We start from the raw sequence: 18,884 nt of genomic DNA, 5'->3' as shown, positions 1-18,884 counted from the left end.
CGAAGGTGAAAGACTCGGGTGCTCGATTGCTTATGCCCCCTATTTGCCTTATTTTAGGGGCACAAAATGGGACTTTACCTCGCAATTTTCGCAAAGATGATTTCGCAAGGATGATTACCCGTCACACGCTTTTGTCCATTGAGACTGACCGCCCCTTTATTGTGTTGAGCTTAGGTGTGTTGAACTTAGGTTTTACGCCTCGGCGTTTAATCTTGAGTCATGGTCTCGATTTGGGCTTGATTTATCTGGGTTAGCTTTGACCCCGTTTGGATAAGGAATGAAATGCCAAGCTTGATTCGTATTGTGCTGATTGATACGCACCTTCCGGGCGTTGTGGAACTCGCCCTCAATGGCCATACCAATATTTGTGGTACTAACGCCTCGGGTAAAACCACTCTGCAACGTTTAGTGCCTGTATTTTATGGCGAATATCCTAGCCGCGTGGTGCCTTCAACCCGTGACAGTTTCGAGCGTTGGTACTTGCCACACGATTCAAGCTACATCATTTACGAATATCAAAAGGCCGATGGCTTGCTCTATCAAGCCGTGCTGGCATCGGCGGGCGATGGTAAAGGGGTGAACTACCGCTTTATCGGCAAAGGTTTCGAGTTAAGCGATTACATTAAAACCCAAAATGGTGACACCATTTTATGCCACACCATGGCAGAACTCGGCCGCGAATTAAAACACCAAGGCGTAGCCACCACTAATTTGCTCAACACCCGCGAATACCGCGCGATTATTCAAAACGATCGCACTTTGTTAAGCACGGGTAGCAACCGCAGCGAACTGCGAGCCTATGCGCACCAATTCGCCCTGTGTGAAGGTGAGCATTCACTGCGCCACATCGAGAAACTCGCCAAGGCGGTGCACTCCAAAGAAGGCAAAATGGAAACGGTCAAATCCATGATCGCCGCCATTTTGGAAGAAGACGGGGTGAATCCACCTAGCTCACGCCTCAATCCGCAACGCGTCGAGGCATGGATCCGCGAGAGTCAATTAATCCAAGGCTTTGAAGTGATCCGCCCCGAGTTTGAAAAGCTCGAGCAGGAATTTAACCAATTGCTCAGCGCCGAGATGCGCCTCTCGAGCCTGTCCCGTGGTTATCGCAACGACGAAAGCCTAGAGGCCGATCGGTTAGAGATCCAACAAACTCTGTCTAAGGAGCTGAATTTAAAGCTTCGAATGTTGGACGACGAATGGAAAGAAGTGCGTGACGAGCTAAACCTCGATCTATCCGCCGCCAAGGGCGACGTGGCTAAGTGCGAGTACGAGCTAGATGCGATTGAAGATCAGCACGGCGCCTTTTTAGATGCCAATATCGAGCAAGCCAAGGCCGATTTGGACATGCTGCCAAACTGGCGCGCAGACATGGAAAACCTCAGCGAGCGCCATAAGTTACAAACCGAAAAACACCAAGATATCGAAGCGGCTTACAATGCCCGCCGCAGCAAAATTGGCGAGCAGTTAAACCGCGAGCTGGAAGGTTTGCACGCGGATCAGGATAAACAACGCGAAGCACGCGACAAACAGCGTGAAGTGGCTAGAGCCGATCTCGATGCCCTCGAAGCCCAATGGCGTAGCCAAATGGATGCGGGTAAGGCGAGCTTTAGCGAGCAGGAATATCAATTCAAACTCAATGCCGCCGAGCTTAAATTACGTGTCGATGGCGTGACCTACACCGAGGAAGAAAAGTTAAGCCTCGCAATTTTCGACGAGCGGATTCACCGCGCCGACGAAGAGCAAGAAAGCTGCAATGCTAAGGTTGAACGTTTAAGTAGCGATGAGCGTAAGCTGCGCGCCAAACGCGACCAAGCCAACGAAGCCCTGCGTATTGCCAGCCTGCGAGTAAACGAGCGCCAAACATTGCTCGATGAACTGCACCATATGCTGTTCCCGCAGTCCCATACCTTGCTCGAGTTCCTGCGTAAGGAAGCCCAAGGTTGGGAGCAGAGTCTGGGTAAAGTGATTGCCCCTGAGTTACTGCACCGCACCGATTTGCATCCGAGCGTGACAGGAACGAGCGACACCCTGTTTGGGGTGCATTTGGATCTTAAAGCCATTGATGTGCCTGAATATGCCGCTTCGGAGCAGGAACTGCGTATTCGTTTAAGCAAGGCCGAAGAGGCGCTGCAAAGTGCGCAGGAATTACAGGCCGAGGCCGAATCTCAGCTGGTGGCGATTAACGGTGAGCTGGATAAACTCAGCCGTGAACTCACCTTTGCCCGCACGGCTTACAAGAATAGCCGCGATGATTTACGTCGTCTGTTCGATGAAAAACGCAGTGAGCAGGACAAGATCAACAAGGCGCTGGCCGAGCGTAAAGCCTTTGCCCAGCAGCGCTTAACTCAACTCGATGGCGAGCTAAAGCAGCTTAAGCATCAACATCAGCTCTGGCTCGAAGAGCAAAAAGAGCAGGCGCTCGAAGCGCGGATGGAAAAACAAGCCTACTGGCAGGAAGTTATTGGCGCGCTCGACAATCAACTCGGGCAAATCAAGGCGACTATCGACGCTCGCCGCGAAAGCGCTAAGGCCGAGCAGAAAGCCTGCGAAACTTGGTACAAAAACGAGCTTAAGTCCCGCGGTGTGGATGAGGACAATATCCTTAAGCTCAAGCAACAAATCCGTGAGCTTGAAACCAAAATCAGCCGCGCCGAGCAGCGCCGCAGCGAAGTATTGCGCTTCGAGGATTGGTATCAACACACTTGGTTGCTGCGTAAGCCTAAGTTGCAGACCCAATTGAGCGACGTGAAACGTGCCGCCTCAGAAATCGATCAGCAGCTTAAAGCCAAGACCCAAGAAGTGAAGACTCGCCGTCAACAACTCGAGACCGACCGTAAGGCTTCGGATGCGGCGCAGATTGAAGCCTCTGAAAACTTAACTAAACTGCGCGCCGTGATGCGTAAGTTGGCCGAGCTGAAACTGCCCGCCAACAATGAAGAAGCTCAGGGCAGCCTTGGTGAGCGTTTGCGTCAGGGCGAAGATTTACTGCTAAAACGCGATTATTTGATGGGCTCGGTTAAGCAATATGTGGAGCATTTCGACTCTGTAATTGCCAGCAAGTCAGGCTCAGGTTTAGCCGAGACTTGGGAGCGCGCCCGCGAAGAATCGAGCTTTATCAACGACAAAGGGATTCGCCTGCTGGATTACCGCAAGCTAGTGCCGCAGCTAGAACAGTTACTCAATGTGATTGTGCCGCAATCGATTATGGCGCTGCGCGAACAGGGGCGGATCTTCGGGGTCGACTTAACCGCCTTCTACGATGTACTTGCCGATATCGACCGTCGCATCGCCTCCCAGAGTGCGCGCATTACCCGCGAAGTGGGCGAGGAGTTATTCCTCGATGGCGTATCCGAGTCTGCGGTTCGTATTCGCTCTAAAATCAGTGAATTAGAGTTTTGGCCTGAGCTTGAACAGTTCGTTAAAGCCTTCAAACAGTGGAAGGCCGACGGCTTTAATGGTCTGCCCGATGAGGAATACACCAACAGTATGCGCCGCGCCTTAGACATTATTGGCCGCGCGGCCTTAACCGGTGGCATTGCTAAGTTGCTGGAAATCGAACTGCGCCTCAAAGAGGGCAATAGCGACCTGATTATCCGCACCGACAGACAGCTGAACGAATCCTCGAGCCACGGTATGGCTTATTTGATCCTGTGTAAGTTCCTGTTGGCATTCACGCGCTTGCTACGTGGCCGTGCCGATGTGACCATTCACTGGCCGATCGACGAGCTGGGCACGCTGCACCACACCAACGTGAAGAAGATTTTCGATGCCTGTGGTAACAACAATATCAGCGTGTTAGGTGCCTTCCCGAACCCTGAGTCAGAAGTGCTGAACCTGTTCGAGAACCGTTACATTATTAATAAACAAACCAAGAAGTTGCAGGTGGTGAAGCCCAAAGCCAATCCGATTGCCGATATGTTGAGTAAACGCCTGAGCAAGGAGGCCATCTAATGAGTGCTGCCATGAATGAGTCAAACCAAACCGTATTAGTCGGCACGGGCGCCATTATCGAACTCTTGCTAAAAGGTGAGTTTATTTGCCGCACCACCAATGAAGATGGCTGGCGCGCATTGAAAAATAACAGCACCCGCGAGCGGGTCGAGGCTTATTTGAATCAAATCAATCGCACCGTGGCCTCGGCCGCCGAGGGCGATGTGTTTTTCTGCGGTTATTTGCAGTTAGGCGAAAGCGAACGCAAGGTGATTTCATCGCAGTTTAAGGATATTTGTCAGGCACTTATCCCTATGGTGGAGTGGCTGGTATTAGTGCAGGAAGCCAGCGGCCAAGATGCCCCCTTAAGCGAAGGCGCGCCAGTACGTTTAACCGAGTTGCAAAGCCGAATTGAAGATACGCCCGCGTTTCGTGAGCAGTTAGCCAAACTCAGCCAATACCGCTTATTCGGTTCAACCAGTACCAATAGCGATGCGCAAATTAAGTTAGTGTTCAAGCGCTTAGTGGAACTTGGTTATCTGGTGCGCCCTAACGTGGAAAAACAAATTTATATCGCCACTGGCAAGTTGGATTATTTGTACGAAGTGATCCGCTTTATCGACGAGACCGAAGGCCTAAGCCTTGAAGCGCAGGCGGAAACGGCGACGCAGCGGGATTTACTATGATGCCTTGGACGATAACGCACAGCATCAACCAAGGAGGCCGTGATGAGCAGTAACTTACATCAGGCTGGGGTGAAGCTACTCAAGCAGTTAGGTCGCCATGCTGACATCATTATGGACGCCTATCTTGCAGGCTCGCTCAAGGAAGAGAGCCATGACCCCGCCGTAGTTGAAAAACTCAAGCAGGCAGGGATTTTATGGCGCCCAGAGCCAGACCAAGAGCTGCGCCTTAAACGCTCGGTGCGTGCCTTGCTCGAAGAGGGCCTAAGTGATGAACGCAATCGCCAAATCGACTCCAACGTCGGCTCAGCGCTCGCCACCATTAAGACCTTGGCCGACCATTATAAAGAAGCGCGCCACAGCTCAGATTACAGCGCCGCCGAGGCGTATCTGTCTGATTTAAGTGAGCATGTGTATAGCTTTGCCGACAGTTTACGTTACTCCATCCGCGTGTTGTGGGGACGCATCAACAACGAGTTCGGTTATGTCGGTACCATTAACGCTAAGATCCGTGAAAACGAACTCGCTCAAAGCCAAGTGTCTGAATTACTTAATGGTTTGGAGATGTTCCAGTTTAGCGAATTAGGTGAAATCGCCGGTGATATCCGTGAGCTGCGTAAGCTGCTGGTGACGACTTTGCAGGAAACCATGAGCGACTGCGCCCAGGAACTCAGTGTGGTGCAGGGCAGGTTGCTCGAACTTCTCGGCCGCTTTAGGCAAATTCGCGGCCGTACCCGCTTGCTTAAGGGTTGGTTACTGTACACCGATTTGCATCCGGATTATCGCCCTGCGGACCATGTGTCCCACAAGGAAATCCCAAGCCTTTTCAATCGCGCCGAAGTGCTGTTGGCCCCAGCGTCTGTGGATGTGCATAACGCCAGTCAAGAGTTTGAGCTGATGAACATTGTCGCCCATATCAAGGCGATTAGCCGTCAGGGCATAGTCGAAACGGTGCGCGAGCAGGATGTGGCCGTGCCGCTGACGCAGAATGAAGACTTTGATATTCCTGATAATCCACTCAAGCAAGCGGTCGACACTTACTTTGTCGACGTGATTGAGTCGGGCTTACGTCAGTCGGCGCTCGATTACTTAGCCGAAAAAGCCCTGCCATGGGATGCCGAAAGCTGGATTTATCAAGTGATTGGCGGCTACGAAGGCTTACCCGATGAGCATAAAGCTTACTTTGAGTTAGAACCCTTAGGTGAACCTCACCCCATCTACAGCGGTAACTTTATTATCCGCGATGTGGAATTATGGCTCGCCTAGGCAAGCAGCAGTTGCAACTCTTGGAGGGCGTTTATCTTAATCGCTCTCCAAGGGTAAAACTCAGCCCGAATTGGCGAACGATTTACCGCGAGTTAGAAGTAGGCGAGCTGGATGGCGCGGAAAAATATTTGTGTTTTGCGCCGCGAGATTTTGAGTTGCTGCGCCAAGGTGTATTGGCAAAAGAGGGCGTGGATTTACAGGCGCTGGACTTTAATCTAAACCGTATCGCCATGTCCGCCCAAAGCCAGAATGAAAAGCTGGCGAGTATCCGCCCCGAAGCCGAGTATGTTCTGTTGAAGTATCTCGGTTTTGAATCGCCTCCTATGGGGATGTCTGCACGCTCTGCGTTACGCATTCCCTTAGATGAAGCAGAGCAGCTTTGCCATGGGTTTAATGTTAACGCCATCTTAGTGGTTGAAAACCTAGATATATTCGATGCAATAACCCAAGCGCGCTTACCTGAAGAACTTAGCCGTGTTATGGTGATTTACCGTGGTAGCGGCCACCATTCCCCCATTGGTGTGCGACAGTTTTTACAGGCGATGGCGGGGAAAATGCCGATCATTGCTTTTACCGATCTCGACCCCGCAGGGCTGCAAATTGCCCATACCTTAACGGGCATGACCCATTGTATCGTGCCACAGTTAGCGCTTTTTGCGCCCAGCGAGTTACTCGCTATCCCACAGATTAATTCCGCAGATGACTTTGCCAAGCAAGCGCCTCAGGCTAAATACTTACAGTCAGCCGACTTAAAAAATTGGCGGCAATTAAGCCTTTGGTTAATTCAGCAACGCATTAGCATTAAACAGCAGCACCTGCTGGCGCATCGGCTTGAGCTAGTGCTACTGGCATATTGTTAGTCGTAATTCTTCCCCATCTATCTATAAATGCCTCAGTATGTAGTTTTTAATTCCAATTAAAATGCTTATTTGGTTTTTAAATCTAGCATTATTCAGGCTGAATCGATTAATTGTATTTATTTGGTTTAAATACTGTTTAAATTTTGATTTTTTAACTTGCATTCTAATAGCGTAATTATTAATCGATAATTTTATTTTTAATAAAAATCATATAAATAAGAAATTTTTGTGATGGGTTTGGCTTAATTGAAAATGAAATAAGTAAATTTATTCATTGAATTTACTGCCAGCATGTTTCACTATCCCCGCCTGAACCGAAAAGGGAATGGCGATTTTGCTCATCAAGGAAGATGAAGAATAAAAGATGAGCTATTTGGGGAAACCATAAGCATGATTAAATCACTTTCGACACGGATCTTTATCGGTCTGTTTGCGGGACTTATTCTCGGCACCTTAGTGCAATATTTTCTAAACGATATTGGCTTCTTTTCTGGCAATTTAGTCGAACTGGCTGGCGGCGTCGGCACTATGTTCGTCAATATGATCATGATGTTGGTCGTGCCTCTGGTGTTTGTCAGTATCGTTTGTGGCGTGTGTGAGCTGCAGGACTTAAAAAGCTTTGGGCGCCTTGGCGGCAAAACCTTCGGCTTTTACATCGTTAATACTGTGGTCGCTATCTCTACCGCCCTGTTAGTGGTGCTATTGCTCGACCCAGGTAAAGGCGTCGATATGAGCAGCACTGATGGGGTGGCGATTACCGCGACCGAACTGCCCAGCTTAATGGCGCTGCTGATTGATATAGTGCCGCGCAACCCAGTGGCGGCTTTTATGTCGGGCAATATGCTGCAAGTGATCTTTATGGCACTGATGCTGGGCGGGGTGATTAAATCCCTTGGCGAGCATGTGGCTGGCGCGGTACAAGGTTTTCAAACCGCCAATAAAATCATGATGAAACTGATTTCTGTGGTGATGAGCCTTGCGCCTTATGGCGTGTTTGCGCTGATGTTTAAGTTAGGCGCCACCTTAGATGCGGCGGTATTTATGAGTGTGCTCGAATATGTCGTGATCATTCTGGCGCTGTTATTACTGTGGATTTTTGTGGTCTATCCGCTGGCGGTGGGATTCTTTACTCCGATTTCGGCCAAGAGCTTTCGCGAGAAAACCCAAGAGCAAGTGCTGTTTTCCCTGTCTACTGCCAGCTCTAATGCCACGATTCCTGTGACTATGCGCACCCTAACGGAAAAGCTTGGGGTTAATCGCGCCGTTGCTGGTTTTGGTGTGCCACTCGGGGCGACCATGAACATGGGCGGCGTGGCAATTTATATCACGATTGCGATCTTCTTTGTTGCCAATGCCTTCGGTATGCCAATCACCAGCGAGCAATTGCCATCGCTGCTGTTTAGTATCTTCCTGTTATCCGTTGGCGCGGGTGGTGTGCCCGGTGGCGGCATGGTGATGATTGGGGTATTAATCCATCAAATGGGCTTGCCGATTGAAGCTTTTGCGATTGTGGCCGCGCTGGATCGCATCATCGACATGGTGCTGACCTCCTGCAACGTGGTGGGGGATACGGCGGTGTTGACCATAGTCGACCAAACCGAAAAGACCCATCAAGTCGAGCTAGTCGATAGCGAGTCTTAAATCGCACAACTAAAAAAGCCACTGATTACAGTGGCTTTTTTGTATCAGGACGAGACATGCCCTTACTGGCTACACTTCTGTTTTAGCTGGCTGACCGCTTCACTAAATCCCACGGCCACTAAGGTTGAGCTAGTGTATTTGCTTGAGCGAAACGAAACGGCCTCAAGGCTTAGCTCTTGAGTTTGCAGCTGAGCTAACGCCTGCCACAGATCGTCATCAGCCTTTGGCAAACTGGTAAAGTTCATCAAGGTCGCGGTGCCACGAAATTTCACACTGTGCTGCTTGTCGCTGCGAATAATTAGCACGCTTGGGTCGCTACCAAATGCAAAGGATTCACCCATAGTGACGTTTAAGATGGGTTGGGTTTCGCCAACGGAGCAGCTCAAGCTCAGCTTGAGGCCTTTATCAATAAAGTCGATGCTATGGCTTTTAGGGGCGGGTTCTGCGGTGTCTAAGCTTGTGGCTAAATCTTCCTTGGCATATGCGTAGCCTAAATGACTGACGAGCATGAGGGCCAGTAACTGTGTTTTCACTTTACTACCTTGTTAATTGTGCGGACGAATACAGGTGATTATTTGTGTAGCGATATTGTCAAAATGTTGGCGATTATAAAGAATCTTGACGCATTTTAATAACCCTTTTGGGTTAATTGGTCTTGAATTTGATTCAAAAGGTTAGCCTTTGGTATCAAACGCCGTTTAGGTTGAAACTCGGGCTATTATCTCAAGCAATAATTTCAATTCAAACATGCACTTATGCAATGCCGACTAAATTAATACCAAAGTGCGAGGCACAGTTTTTGTTCAGAAAATAAAAAAGCCACTATTATCAGTGGCTTGTTTTAATCTTTAGCTCTCGGCATTGTTTGGCAATGGCGGGTTTAGTGACGCTTAGCACTCACTCTCAAACAGCAATGCCGCTCATGGGGCGATGTCGCCGCTTACTTACGAGTCATCTTATCCAAGTAGCCCATGGCAAATGCCGACACCACGAAGGTGATATGGATAAGCAAATACCACATGATTTTGTCGTTATCGATATTCTTCACATCCATAAAGATTTTCAGCAGGTGAATTGACGAAATCGCCACAATGGAGGCGGCCACTTTGTTTTTTAGTGAGCCCGAATCTAATTTACCCAACCAGCTGAGCTTTTCACTGTCTTCGCCGACATCCAGCTGCGAGACAAAATTCTCGTAGCCAGAAAACATCACCATCACAATCAGACCGCCCACTAGGGTGATATCAATTAAGGACAGGGTGACCAGCACCAGATCCACTTCGGTCATCTCAAAAATAATCGGCAGAATATGGAAGATCTCTTGGAAGAATTTAATGCCTAAACCCAACAACACTAGACTCAGTCCCAAGTAAATGGGCGCCATAATCCAGCGTGATGCGTACATTAGCCTTTCAAATATTTTTTCCATATGTAGCAAATCCTTAGTGGTTAAAGCTTAATAATCGAATCTATGAAGCCAAAACAATAACATACTGGGTTAACGCCGCGCTATCGGCCAATCGCAAAGGCGTGAGGTATATGCAGCTAAGCCCAAGTTACGGGCATAGCTGATTTGGTTTTGCGGCCTTACAGCCTAAGTCAGTTAGGTTAGTGGGGTTTCATCCCACACCCGAAAATCGTGCTGGTTTGTTTGGCGTTTGAATGGGCAAAGTTATCGCTGTGGGTATATTAGTCATTGCGGCCTTCGGCCGAGGTAAGTCAAAGTCGTGGGTCTTCAACCCACACCCGACCAAGAGGGGATCAACAGCAATTCCCTCTTGGATCTCCCTTGCCGCCCCTAGCGAAGTTACATGCATTGGTTAGTGGCTTTGTGCTTATTCGAAAATCACTAACGCTTCCGATGGTACATCCTGTACCCCGAAAGCTAACTCGGCATCCATGCCTCGCTCACGTGATTTTCTTCAACGCCCTTCAGCAACTTCGCAGGGGAAGGTGAACTTCTGTTGCCTTGGTGTTAGCTGTTAGTCCTAAAGATTTGTGCCTGTCCTATCTTTCCCACGGTGTCGGTTGTCAATCCCAAAAGATTTATGCCTTTCCTGATTCTATTTTCTTAAGGGCCCAATAAGTTTCCCAGTGTATTTTAGCTTGCCAGAGATCATAAGCCAAAAATGTCATAATAGTAGCGAATATCATAAAGAAACCATTTAATAGGTCTCTTTTGACACTATTAAATTCGAGATGTTGTGATGCTACAAATAAAGTGATGTTATTATTCTCTAGTATATCGCTGCTAACTATCCGCTTTAAAGCATTTAAATAACCGCTGTTTTCAAAGGCGAAACTACTTTTTTTGAAGTATTTGACATCACTATTTGATGTGCTTTTACACTTATTAACACTATCACTGATTAGCTTGTCTATTTTTTCACTTGGGTATTTTTCTGTTTTTTCAACCGAAAATGGGTAGTTGAAACCTGCCCAAAAATTGCCACTGCTATCAAGGCTAATAACGCAGAACACATCTATCGCCTTGCTGTATCTTTGTGATGGACTTAATTGGATGTGTGCTGATTTTTGCCCTGATAAATCAGCTGTTTTGACGGTGAAATATACAGGCATTCCTTTTTCTTGCCATTCGGTTGGACTATCTAATTCTGATAACCTTGATAAACCAAATGAACTTAATAAAAAAGCAGATATTAATAAAAGTGACTGTAGTGAGAAAAGTGATAACCACATTGAATCTTTATATCTTGGCTTTTTAAATTCAATAAATGAAAAAGGCTTTTTTATCAATCGAGTTGAGAGGTATGACACAAATCCAGAAATGCAGAATAGGCTTATAATCCCATTCCATTCAATGCTAGTTAGATAGGTTTGATAAAAGTGATTGTGACCAATTAACTCGGATAGATACTTTGTAAAGAATATAGATGATAAGAAAAATAATAGCGTAATACCGCTCATATGCAGTAGTACTGGTAATAAAAAGTACCTCAACTTAATTTGATAGGGCTTCATGTTCGCTGTAGTAGACAAAATTATGAGTATCCTAATTGATTTCGTTTAGATAACCCTATAATGGTTATCACAATAATTACAATGTAATGTGTAGGTCTCTTTAGCTTTAGTTATTTTCGTTTGTGTACTTTGGCACTGTGGGCATGCTTGTTTCATTGGCGTGTTTTTGGTGCATTGATTGCATTTTATGTAGTAACCAAACTTTCCGTACATTGGGGTGTAGTTTGTTGATTCGCCGCAATGTTTACAGCGAAGGATACTGTTTATTGTGGATTGCGCTATTGCTTGGCTTTTTACTTCTGCCACCTTGTTAACGTCAAAGGAGGCAACAGGTTCTTTGACTTGTGGTGTTTGTACGGACGTTATTTCGGTCGTAGCTTGAGATGGGTCTATATGACGATCGATTAAGAACTTAGCGATTGAATTCAGTTCTTCTTGATTAAAGTCTGGACGGGTATCACTCACATTTATCAGTCGTAAGAATTTGCTTTTAAGATTCATGACCTTTTCAAGCTTCTCGACTAAAAACTCTGTCTTAACTAACAGTTCTGAAACTGCCGCAGGCATAGTTTCTCTGTTGATGACTGCATCACTTGAGACTGCACATAAATGATCCCAACACCGCATACCAAAGCCTTGCTGTCTTATGCCGAGTAACTTACCGAGAATTTCACTTCGATGCTGCTTTAGCATCTCTTTAAGCAGTGATTGTTGTAGTTCAACCTGTTTGATTGGTGATGGCATACCAAACCAGTTATTGCCGTGACTGCGAGTCCATTCGCCATGTTGGTTTACATCCACATGACCTTTTATGCTTTTAGACTCAATTAAAACAAAGCCGTAGGGATAAATAATTAGGTGATCAATTTGAGCTGTTTCACCGTTAAAGGTGAATCGAAAATCATTGATGACTAACACTTCGGGGTGATCTTTAAAGGCTCGACGCAGGTAGAAGGCAACGTCCTGTTCTTGTTTTTGACCCGCAATAGTTTGTGGTGTTTGAGTATTTTGAAGTGTTTTAGTTTTCAGAATCATTTATCAACAGCGTCCATTCATAACTTGATAATAATCGGTTTCATAATACCCACTGTGCCATTGAAAGATAAAGATAAAAATCGCTAAACGTTAACGTTGCTCAAAGATGGGAAAGTGCAAATCTTTGGGATTTACAGCCAACACAGAAGTTACAGGAGTTCACCTCCCCTCGGAGTTGCCGCAGGGCATTTGCGTTCATTGCGTGAGCGAGGCATGGATGCCGAGATAGCGTCAGTCGAATCAGGGACGAGCGTCTGACGCGATAGCATAAGAACGCTTAATGCCCAAGGGGCTTTCAACTCCGTAGGGGCGTCTTGGATCATCCAAGGGCGAAGGCCAGCGGCCGTTTTGAGCGCGAGATAGGGATATCGAGCTGGCAGCTTAACATGGACGTTTTTGATAGGACGAGCAGTCCTCCTTGGTCGGGTGTGGGGTGAAGCCCCACGATCTTGATTTATCTCGGCCGCTAGGCCGCAATCAATATAGCATTGTGCTAAACAGCACGAATATCAGGCAGAGGGTTGAAGCCCCACGACGTAAAATTTCTCGGCCGTAAGGCCGCAATTACTCCGGCAGTAAAGCCGCATCAAAACCCAAAATGTCGCATTCTGCGACAACAAAAAAGCCACTGTGGTCAGTGGCTTTTATCATAAAAATCAAAATCTAAGCGATTCGGCTTAGTCCAGACTTGGTTCTTCGCTGTAATCGATACCATGGTAGCTTAGGCAAGCGTCTACTTCATTGGCGCTACCTAGGATAACCGCTACGCGTTGGTGAATTTGCGTTGGTTGAATATCCAGAATGGTTTCATAACCCGTAGAGGCTTTACCGCCAGCTTGCTCGACTAAAAGGGCCATTGGGTTGGCTTCGTACATTAAACGCAGCTTGTATGGCTTTTTCGGATCTTTATTGTCGGTTGGGTAAGTAAAGATACCGCCGCGAGAAAGTACGCGGTGCACGTCACCCACCATGGCGGCAATCCAGCGCATGTTGAAGGATTTTTCGCGCGGGCCAATTTTGCCTAGCAGTAAATCGGCGATGTAGGTCTGCATTGGCGCTTCCCAAAAACGTTGGTTCGACATGTTGATGGCGAACTCTTGTGTGTCTGGGCTGATGCTCATGGCCGCGTTGGTCAGTAAAAATTCGTTAGTTTCTGGGTGCAGGGTAAAGAGTTGCACGCCTTGGCCTGTGGTGAGGGCGAGCATGGTTGATGGGCCGTAGAGCACATAACCTGCGGCTAACTGATTGCGACCCGATTGCAGGAAGCTCGCTTCAGTTAACTCACCTTGTGGTGCAGGTAAAACAGAGAAAATTGTGCCGACTAGCGAGTTGATATCGATATTCGATGAACCATCTAAAGGGTCGAAACACACCAGATATTGACCATTGGCGCTGACTTCAACCACATGATCTTCTTCCTCAGAGGCTAAGCCGCGCACTGTGCCGTCGGCTTTTAATGCATCTTTGAGCATATCGTTGGTGATGATATCCAGTTTTTTCTGGGTTTCACCTTGCACGTTTTCCTGTTCGGTCGCGCCTAACACACCAGCTAAGGCACCGTGGCGCACGGCATGACTGATGGCTTTGGAGGTGTCGGCTAAGGTCAAAATCAGTTGCGAGAGGGATTCGTTCACTGCCTTTGAGGTTAAGTGCTGGGCAAGAGTCTGCATGTTAGGTCCTTTAGGGGTTCAACATTGAGGTCAATTTCATTATTTGCCGCGAATAATAACTCAGTTAGTTGACAATTTCAGCGATGTTGCTGTGGGTTTTAATCAATTTAAGCCAAGAGGGTTATCCCTTTGTGTCAGGCTGAGTGGGTTATCGTGAAAATTGAGCGAACTACGAGAGTTCGCCAGCTAATTTGTATCTGTATATTGCCTGCGCTTTTTATTTAGGCTTTGCCTTGGCACAATGACGGCAGTTTTTGATCGCCACCTTAAGGCGAGTATGCTTCCAAGGAATAATAATGACTAAAAATGGGTTAGCTTCTTCCCTGCGCTCGGTGACATTGGGCGCCTCATCCCTACTGATAGCGAGTCAACTGGCCATGGTTTCTAGCGCGATATTGACCCCCGCCTATGCGCTTGAGGGCGGCACAACGCCGCTGACTATCGAGCGCATGAATGCGTCGCCTGCCTTGGCGGGCACCAGCCCCCGTGGATTAAAGTTATCCCCCGATGGTCAAAGGGTGACCTATCTTGCGGGACGTAAAGACAACCAGAACTTTTACGATCTCTGGCAGATGGATGTGAAGACAGGCAAATCTAGCCTATTGCTGAATGCCGATAAGCTGGCGAGCAATGAGTTATCCGATGAAGAAAAGGCCCGCCGCGAGCGCCAACGTATTTATGGCGAAGGCATTATGGAATATTTCTGGGCGGACGATAGCAAGGCGCTGTTGATCCCTGCCTCAGGCAATCTGTATTACTTCTCCTTAGCGGATAACAGCGTCAGCCAACTGCCGATAGGCGAGGGCTTTGCCACCGATGCGCGCCTATCGCCCAAGGGCAACTTTGTGTCCTTCGTGCGGGACCAAAATCTGTATGTGCTCAATTTAGCAACTAAAAAGCTTGAGGCCATGACCACAGACGGTGGCGGCGCAATTAAAAATGCCATGGCGGAATTTGTCGCCCAGGAAGAAATGGATCGCATGACAGGTTACTGGTGGGCGCCCGATGAGTCGGCCATCGCCTTTACCCGTATCGATGAGTCTGGCGTGGAGTTAGTCACCCGCAATGAAATCTACGCCGATGGCATTAAGCTCACTGAGCAGCGTTATCCAGCGGCGGGTAAAAACAATGTCGAGATCCAACTGGGCGTGGTGACGTTAAGCAATAAAGCCATCAATTGGGTCACCTTAAGCGATGATAAAAATAAGGATATTTACCTGCCTCGTGTCGATTGGTTGCCCGATAGCAAGCATTTATCCTTCCAGTGGCAGAGCCGCGATCAACAAAAATTAGATCTGCAACTGGTGGCTCTCGATGCGCTGACCAAGCCGAAAACCTTAGTCAAAGAGCGTAGCGATGCTTGGGTGAATCTTAACAATGACCTGCACTTTTTAAAGCAACAATCGGCGTTTATCTGGGCCTCGGAGCGTGACGGCTTTAATCATCTCTATTTGTTTGACCTAAAAGGTAAACTGAAGACGCAACTGACCAAGGGCAATTGGGCGGTCGATGAGCTGGAATATACTGATGAAACCGCAGGTTGGGTGTATTTCACTGGCCGCAAAGATACCCCTATCGAAAAACATCTCTACCGTGTGCCGTTAGCGGGTGGCAAGGTTGAGCGGGTGAGCAGCGAGGCGGGGATGCACAATCCGGTATTTGCCGATAGTCAAAGCGTGTATCTGGATTATTTCAATAGCTTATCTCAGCCACCACAGATTAGTTTGCACGGCGATAAGGGCCAGCATTTGGCCTGGGTTGAGCAAAACCAAGTCAAAGCGGGTCATCCTCTGTATGACTATGCAGGCCTGTGGCAACTGCCTGAGTTTAAAGAGCTAAAAGCGGAAGACGGACAAGTCTTGCAAACGCGTCTCTTTAAACCCGTGCCCTTCGATGCGAGCAAAAAGTACCCCGTGGTGGTGCGCGTTTACGGTGGCCCACATGCGCAATTGGTGACTAATAGTTGGAGTGAGCAGGATTACTTTACCCAATACTTAGTGCAACAAGGTTATGTGGTATTTCAACTGGATAACCGTGGCAGTGCCCACAGAGGCACTAAGTTTGAGCAAGTGATTTATCGTCACTTGGGCGAAGCGGAAGTGAACGACCAAAAGGTTGGCGTCGATTATCTGCGCAGCTTGCCCTTTGTCGATAGCAACAACGTGGCGATTTATGGCCACAGCTACGGTGGTTATATGGCCTTGATGAGCCTGTTTAAGGCGCCGGATTATTTTAAGGCGGCGATTTCGGGCGCACCCGTGACTGATTGGCGCTTGTACGACACTCACTACACCGAGCGTTATCTCGCCCATCCCACGAATAATGAACAGGGTTACGAAGCCAGTAGCGTGTTCCCCTATGTGAAAAACTATCAGTCGGGGCTGTTGATGTACCACGGTATGGCCGACGATAACGTGTTGTTTGAAAACAGCACTCGCGTGTACAAGGCGTTGCAGGACGAAGGAAAACTGTTCCAGATGATTGATTATCCTGGCTCTAAGCATTCGATGCGCGGTGAAAAAGTGCGTAATCACTTATATCGCTCGCTGGCGGATTTCCTCGATAGACAGCTTAAAAGCGGCAAATAACCTACAGCAGAGCGCTGTTTAACCACGCGTATGCAGTTAAACTTGCGCATGCAGTTATCCAAGAGTGAGGCTAACACTTCACTCTTTTTTTACGCGGTATTTGGCTAATACCTTAGCTACCACCTTAGCTAATAGCTGAGTTAAGACTGTGGATAGCACTTGGTCGTGAGTAAGGGCTCCATTCCAATTGATACGCTTAAAGTTTGCGATGGCTGTTTAAGTGTGGCTATTCAAGTTTAGTTACTCAAGTTTGGCGGAGTGATAAAGCGGGGCAGAGGATTGGCCATATTACAGAGATAAAAAAACCAGATCCGAGGATCTGGTTTTTATTATTCAAACGGACTTAGAAGATTAGTCTTCTAAGTTACCGCAGAAACGGTAGCCTTCACCGTGGATAGTCGCGATGATTTCTGGCGTATCTGGCAAGCTTTCGAAGTGCTTACGGATACGACGGATAGTCACGTCAACAGTACGGTCGTGTGGCTTTAACTCACGGCCAGTCATCTTCATCAGTAGATCGGCACGAGTTAAGATTTTGCCTGGGTTTTCAACAAAGTGCAGCATAGCGCGGAATTCGCTACGTGGCAGTTTGTAAGATTCACCCTGTGGGCTCACCAGAGAACGACTATTGATCTCTAGGCTCCAATCGTTGAAACGGTAGTATTCGACAGAGCTCTTTTCTTCGACTTCGTTACCAGCGCTATTCACACGAGTCAGAAGGTTGCGAGCACGAATCGTCAATTCACGTGGGTTGAACGGCTTGGTAATATAATCGTCCGCGCCAATTTCAAGTCCAAGGATTTTGTCGACTTCGTTGTCACGGCCTGTCAGGAAGATCAGACCGATGTTGTTGATTTCACGTAATTCACGTGCCAACAACAGACCGTTTTTACCTGGTAGGTTAATGTCCATAACCACTAGGTTAATTTTGTTTTCCTGCATAGCCTTATGCATTTCTGCGCCATCATTGGCCTCAGTTACCACATACCCTTCTGCCTCGAAAATACTTCTCAGCGTGTTACGGGTAACGGCTTCATCTTCAACGATCAGAATGTGCGGATTTTGCATATTAATTACCTAAATTTTAACCAATTTTATTCTAACCATAAGGACCGCTTACATCGGATCCTTATATTCATAAAATGTTGATACTTCCTCTAACTGCTCTGTGCTTCAAAGGAAAGATCTTTACGGCGACACATCAGGATGTATATAAAGTGCACGTTTAAAGTGTAATACGATAAAACGTAACCAGTATCAACTTCGATAAGCAATAGTTATAAATAGTTCCTTAACTATTGTTTTTTTTAAAATGTTTAAATGATAACTCAAATGTAGAACACATTTTAAAAGATGTCTGGCCAGATTAGGGTGATTTCGCAGAGGAATCTAACAAACCCTTGTCAAGATTAAGCAAACTTAATGTTATCTGCTTAACTAGCCAATGGCGTCATTGTACTCGTTTTAGGCATTTGTTAACAAATGAAATGTTAACAAATTTCTGGTTGAGGCCCTGATTTACCATGATATTTACTTTAGTCATTGATTAGTATAACTAATGTATTTTTGATTCTTGTGAGCCAGTTCACGCCTCTTTGGATTTTTGAGGCGCTCTGCTACACTAACCCGGGTTCATTTTTCGACTAGACTACCAATGGACAACATGACTCAAGATTTGTGGCAGCATTACCAGAAGCCGTTGTTTTTGCTTACTCAAGCATTATCCTGTGATTTTTCCTTTGCTGTAATTACCGCCCATAATCCCGCTTCAACCCTCCTCAGTCCCAGCCAAAACCGTTTACTCGACCGCCAACTTCTCCGTGACATTGAATTAATCGGCAGCCCCTATCGTGCAATGGTGGGCGCATCGCCAGATTTATCCCATATGGAAAAGAGCTGGGCGGTGTTTGTTGATAGAAGCATGGCGCTGCAGCTAGGGAAAAAGTTTAATCAATATGCCATCTACATGGTGGAAAAGGGTGAGGTGAGTTTAGTGCCTTGTACCATCACCGGGCATGATGAAGTGTGTTTAGGCCTGTTTAATGATCATGTGCGTTTGGTTTACGAACTGCCAGATCTAGCGACCTAACCCGCGCGTTTTTAACTATTTTTCTTATCCGGCTTTGCCTGTAAAGGGCAAGGCTAGGTCACTTCTTTTTTAATCCTTTTAATGTCTGTTCGATACCTCGCCGCCATTTTTTGCTTTGGCTTTACCGCTAAATTGCT

General features: G+C 47.2%; 13 protein-coding genes. 7 read left to right on the top strand and 6 right to left on the bottom strand.

Going from position 1 to position 18,884, the window contains the following annotated elements; genetic code table 11:
* Positions 1-282: 282 nt before the first annotated feature.
* The 5 genes from M0415_RS10965 to M0415_RS10945 all read left to right on the top strand — a co-directional run bounded on the left by M0415_RS10965 (position 283) and on the right by M0415_RS10945 (position 8,383).
* Positions 283-3,954 (top strand): ATP-binding protein, encoded by a 3,672-nt coding sequence (locus M0415_RS10965; protein ID WP_249553662.1) that lies wholly within the window; start codon positions 283-285, stop codon positions 3,952-3,954.
* 11 nt (positions 3,955-3,965) lie between these two features.
* Complete coding sequence (locus M0415_RS10960) at positions 3,966-4,619, top strand: condensin complex protein MksE (RefSeq protein ID WP_037422308.1); 654 nt, start codon at positions 3,966-3,968, stop codon at positions 4,617-4,619.
* Between the two features lie 42 nt (positions 4,620-4,661).
* Positions 4,662-5,882 carry a hypothetical protein gene (locus M0415_RS10955; protein WP_011715822.1) on the top strand — a complete coding sequence of 407 codons (1,221 nt, stop codon included), beginning with the start codon at positions 4,662-4,664 and terminating at the stop codon, positions 5,880-5,882.
* Positions 5,870-6,742 carry a DUF7281 domain-containing protein gene (locus tag M0415_RS10950; RefSeq protein WP_249553665.1) on the top strand — a complete coding sequence of 291 codons (873 nt, stop codon included), beginning with the start codon at positions 5,870-5,872 and terminating at the stop codon, positions 6,740-6,742. Before M0415_RS10955 ends, M0415_RS10950 begins: the two co-directional genes overlap by 13 nt.
* Before the next feature lie 390 nt (positions 6,743-7,132).
* Positions 7,133-8,383, top strand: coding sequence for a dicarboxylate/amino acid:cation symporter (locus M0415_RS10945; RefSeq protein ID WP_089068495.1), 1,251 nt, complete (start codon positions 7,133-7,135; stop codon positions 8,381-8,383).
* A gap of 62 nt (positions 8,384-8,445) precedes the next feature.
* Here M0415_RS10945 and M0415_RS10940 read toward each other — a convergent pair whose 3' ends face one another.
* The 5 genes from M0415_RS10940 to M0415_RS10920 all read right to left on the bottom strand — a co-directional run bounded on the left by M0415_RS10940 (position 8,446) and on the right by M0415_RS10920 (position 14,070).
* Complete coding sequence (locus M0415_RS10940; protein WP_086901960.1) at positions 8,446-8,916, bottom strand: hypothetical protein; 471 nt, start codon at positions 8,914-8,916, stop codon at positions 8,446-8,448.
* Between the two features lie 407 nt (positions 8,917-9,323).
* Positions 9,324-9,812, bottom strand: a complete 489-nt coding sequence (locus M0415_RS10935) for a TIGR00645 family protein (protein ID WP_011621445.1) — start codon at positions 9,810-9,812, stop codon at positions 9,324-9,326.
* A gap of 617 nt (positions 9,813-10,429) precedes the next feature.
* Complete coding sequence (locus tag M0415_RS10930) at positions 10,430-11,383, bottom strand: hypothetical protein (protein ID WP_249553667.1); 954 nt, start codon at positions 11,381-11,383, stop codon at positions 10,430-10,432.
* Between the two features lie 27 nt (positions 11,384-11,410).
* Positions 11,411-12,400 carry a nuclease-related domain-containing protein gene (locus M0415_RS10925; protein WP_249553669.1) on the bottom strand — a complete coding sequence of 330 codons (990 nt, stop codon included), beginning with the start codon at positions 12,398-12,400 and terminating at the stop codon, positions 11,411-11,413.
* Positions 12,401-13,077: 677 nt separating this feature from the next.
* Positions 13,078-14,070 (bottom strand): class 1 fructose-bisphosphatase, encoded by a 993-nt coding sequence (locus M0415_RS10920; protein WP_249553671.1) that lies wholly within the window; start codon positions 14,068-14,070, stop codon positions 13,078-13,080.
* 296 nt (positions 14,071-14,366) lie between these two features.
* Here M0415_RS10920 and M0415_RS10915 point away from each other — a divergent pair, with 296 nt between their 5' ends.
* Positions 14,367-16,658, top strand: coding sequence for a S9 family peptidase (locus tag M0415_RS10915; protein ID WP_249553673.1), 2,292 nt, complete (start codon positions 14,367-14,369; stop codon positions 16,656-16,658).
* 351 nt (positions 16,659-17,009) lie between these two features.
* Here the strand turns inward: M0415_RS10915 and arcA are convergent, their stop codons facing one another.
* Positions 17,010-17,726 carry a two-component system response regulator ArcA gene (gene arcA, locus M0415_RS10910; RefSeq protein ID WP_007644695.1) on the bottom strand — a complete coding sequence of 239 codons (717 nt, stop codon included), beginning with the start codon at positions 17,724-17,726 and terminating at the stop codon, positions 17,010-17,012.
* 586 nt (positions 17,727-18,312) lie between these two features.
* Between arcA and M0415_RS10905 the strand changes: the two genes are divergently transcribed.
* Entirely contained in the window at positions 18,313-18,747 is a 435-nt protein-coding gene (locus tag M0415_RS10905; protein ID WP_011621450.1) for a DUF3293 domain-containing protein, read from the top strand.
* Positions 18,748-18,884 lie beyond the last annotated feature (137 nt).

Source organism: Shewanella sp. 10B (assembly GCF_023475885.1).
GTDB classification, from domain to species: domain Bacteria; phylum Pseudomonadota; class Gammaproteobacteria; order Enterobacterales; family Shewanellaceae; genus Shewanella; species Shewanella mangrovisoli.
Note: the sequence above shows the minus strand (reverse complement) of the source record. Positions and strands in the feature narration are given on the sequence as shown.

What these genes read in the sequence shown, in the direction of transcription:
- M0415_RS10965 (WP_249553662.1), top strand. Translation starts at nt 283, where the DNA reads ATGCCAAGCTTGATTCGTATTGTGCTGATTGATACGCACCTTCCGGGC.
- M0415_RS10960 (WP_037422308.1), top strand. Translation starts at nt 3,966, where the DNA reads ATGAATGAGTCAAACCAAACCGTATTAGTCGGCACGGGCGCCATTATC.
- M0415_RS10955 (WP_011715822.1), top strand. Translation starts at nt 4,662, where the DNA reads ATGAGCAGTAACTTACATCAGGCTGGGGTGAAGCTACTCAAGCAGTTA.
- M0415_RS10950 (WP_249553665.1), top strand. Translation starts at nt 5,870, where the DNA reads ATGGCTCGCCTAGGCAAGCAGCAGTTGCAACTCTTGGAGGGCGTTTAT.
- M0415_RS10945 (WP_089068495.1), top strand. Translation starts at nt 7,133, where the DNA reads ATGATTAAATCACTTTCGACACGGATCTTTATCGGTCTGTTTGCGGGA.
- M0415_RS10935 (WP_011621445.1), bottom strand. Translation starts at nt 9,812, where the DNA reads ATGGAAAAAATATTTGAAAGGCTAATGTACGCATCACGCTGGATTATG.
- M0415_RS10925 (WP_249553669.1), bottom strand. Translation starts at nt 12,400, where the DNA reads ATGATTCTGAAAACTAAAACACTTCAAAATACTCAAACACCACAAACT.
- M0415_RS10920 (WP_249553671.1), bottom strand. Translation starts at nt 14,070, where the DNA reads ATGCAGACTCTTGCCCAGCACTTAACCTCAAAGGCAGTGAACGAATCC.
- M0415_RS10915 (WP_249553673.1), top strand. Translation starts at nt 14,367, where the DNA reads ATGACTAAAAATGGGTTAGCTTCTTCCCTGCGCTCGGTGACATTGGGC.
- arcA (WP_007644695.1), bottom strand. Translation starts at nt 17,726, where the DNA reads ATGCAAAATCCGCACATTCTGATCGTTGAAGATGAAGCCGTTACCCGT.
- M0415_RS10905 (WP_011621450.1), top strand. Translation starts at nt 18,313, where the DNA reads ATGGACAACATGACTCAAGATTTGTGGCAGCATTACCAGAAGCCGTTG.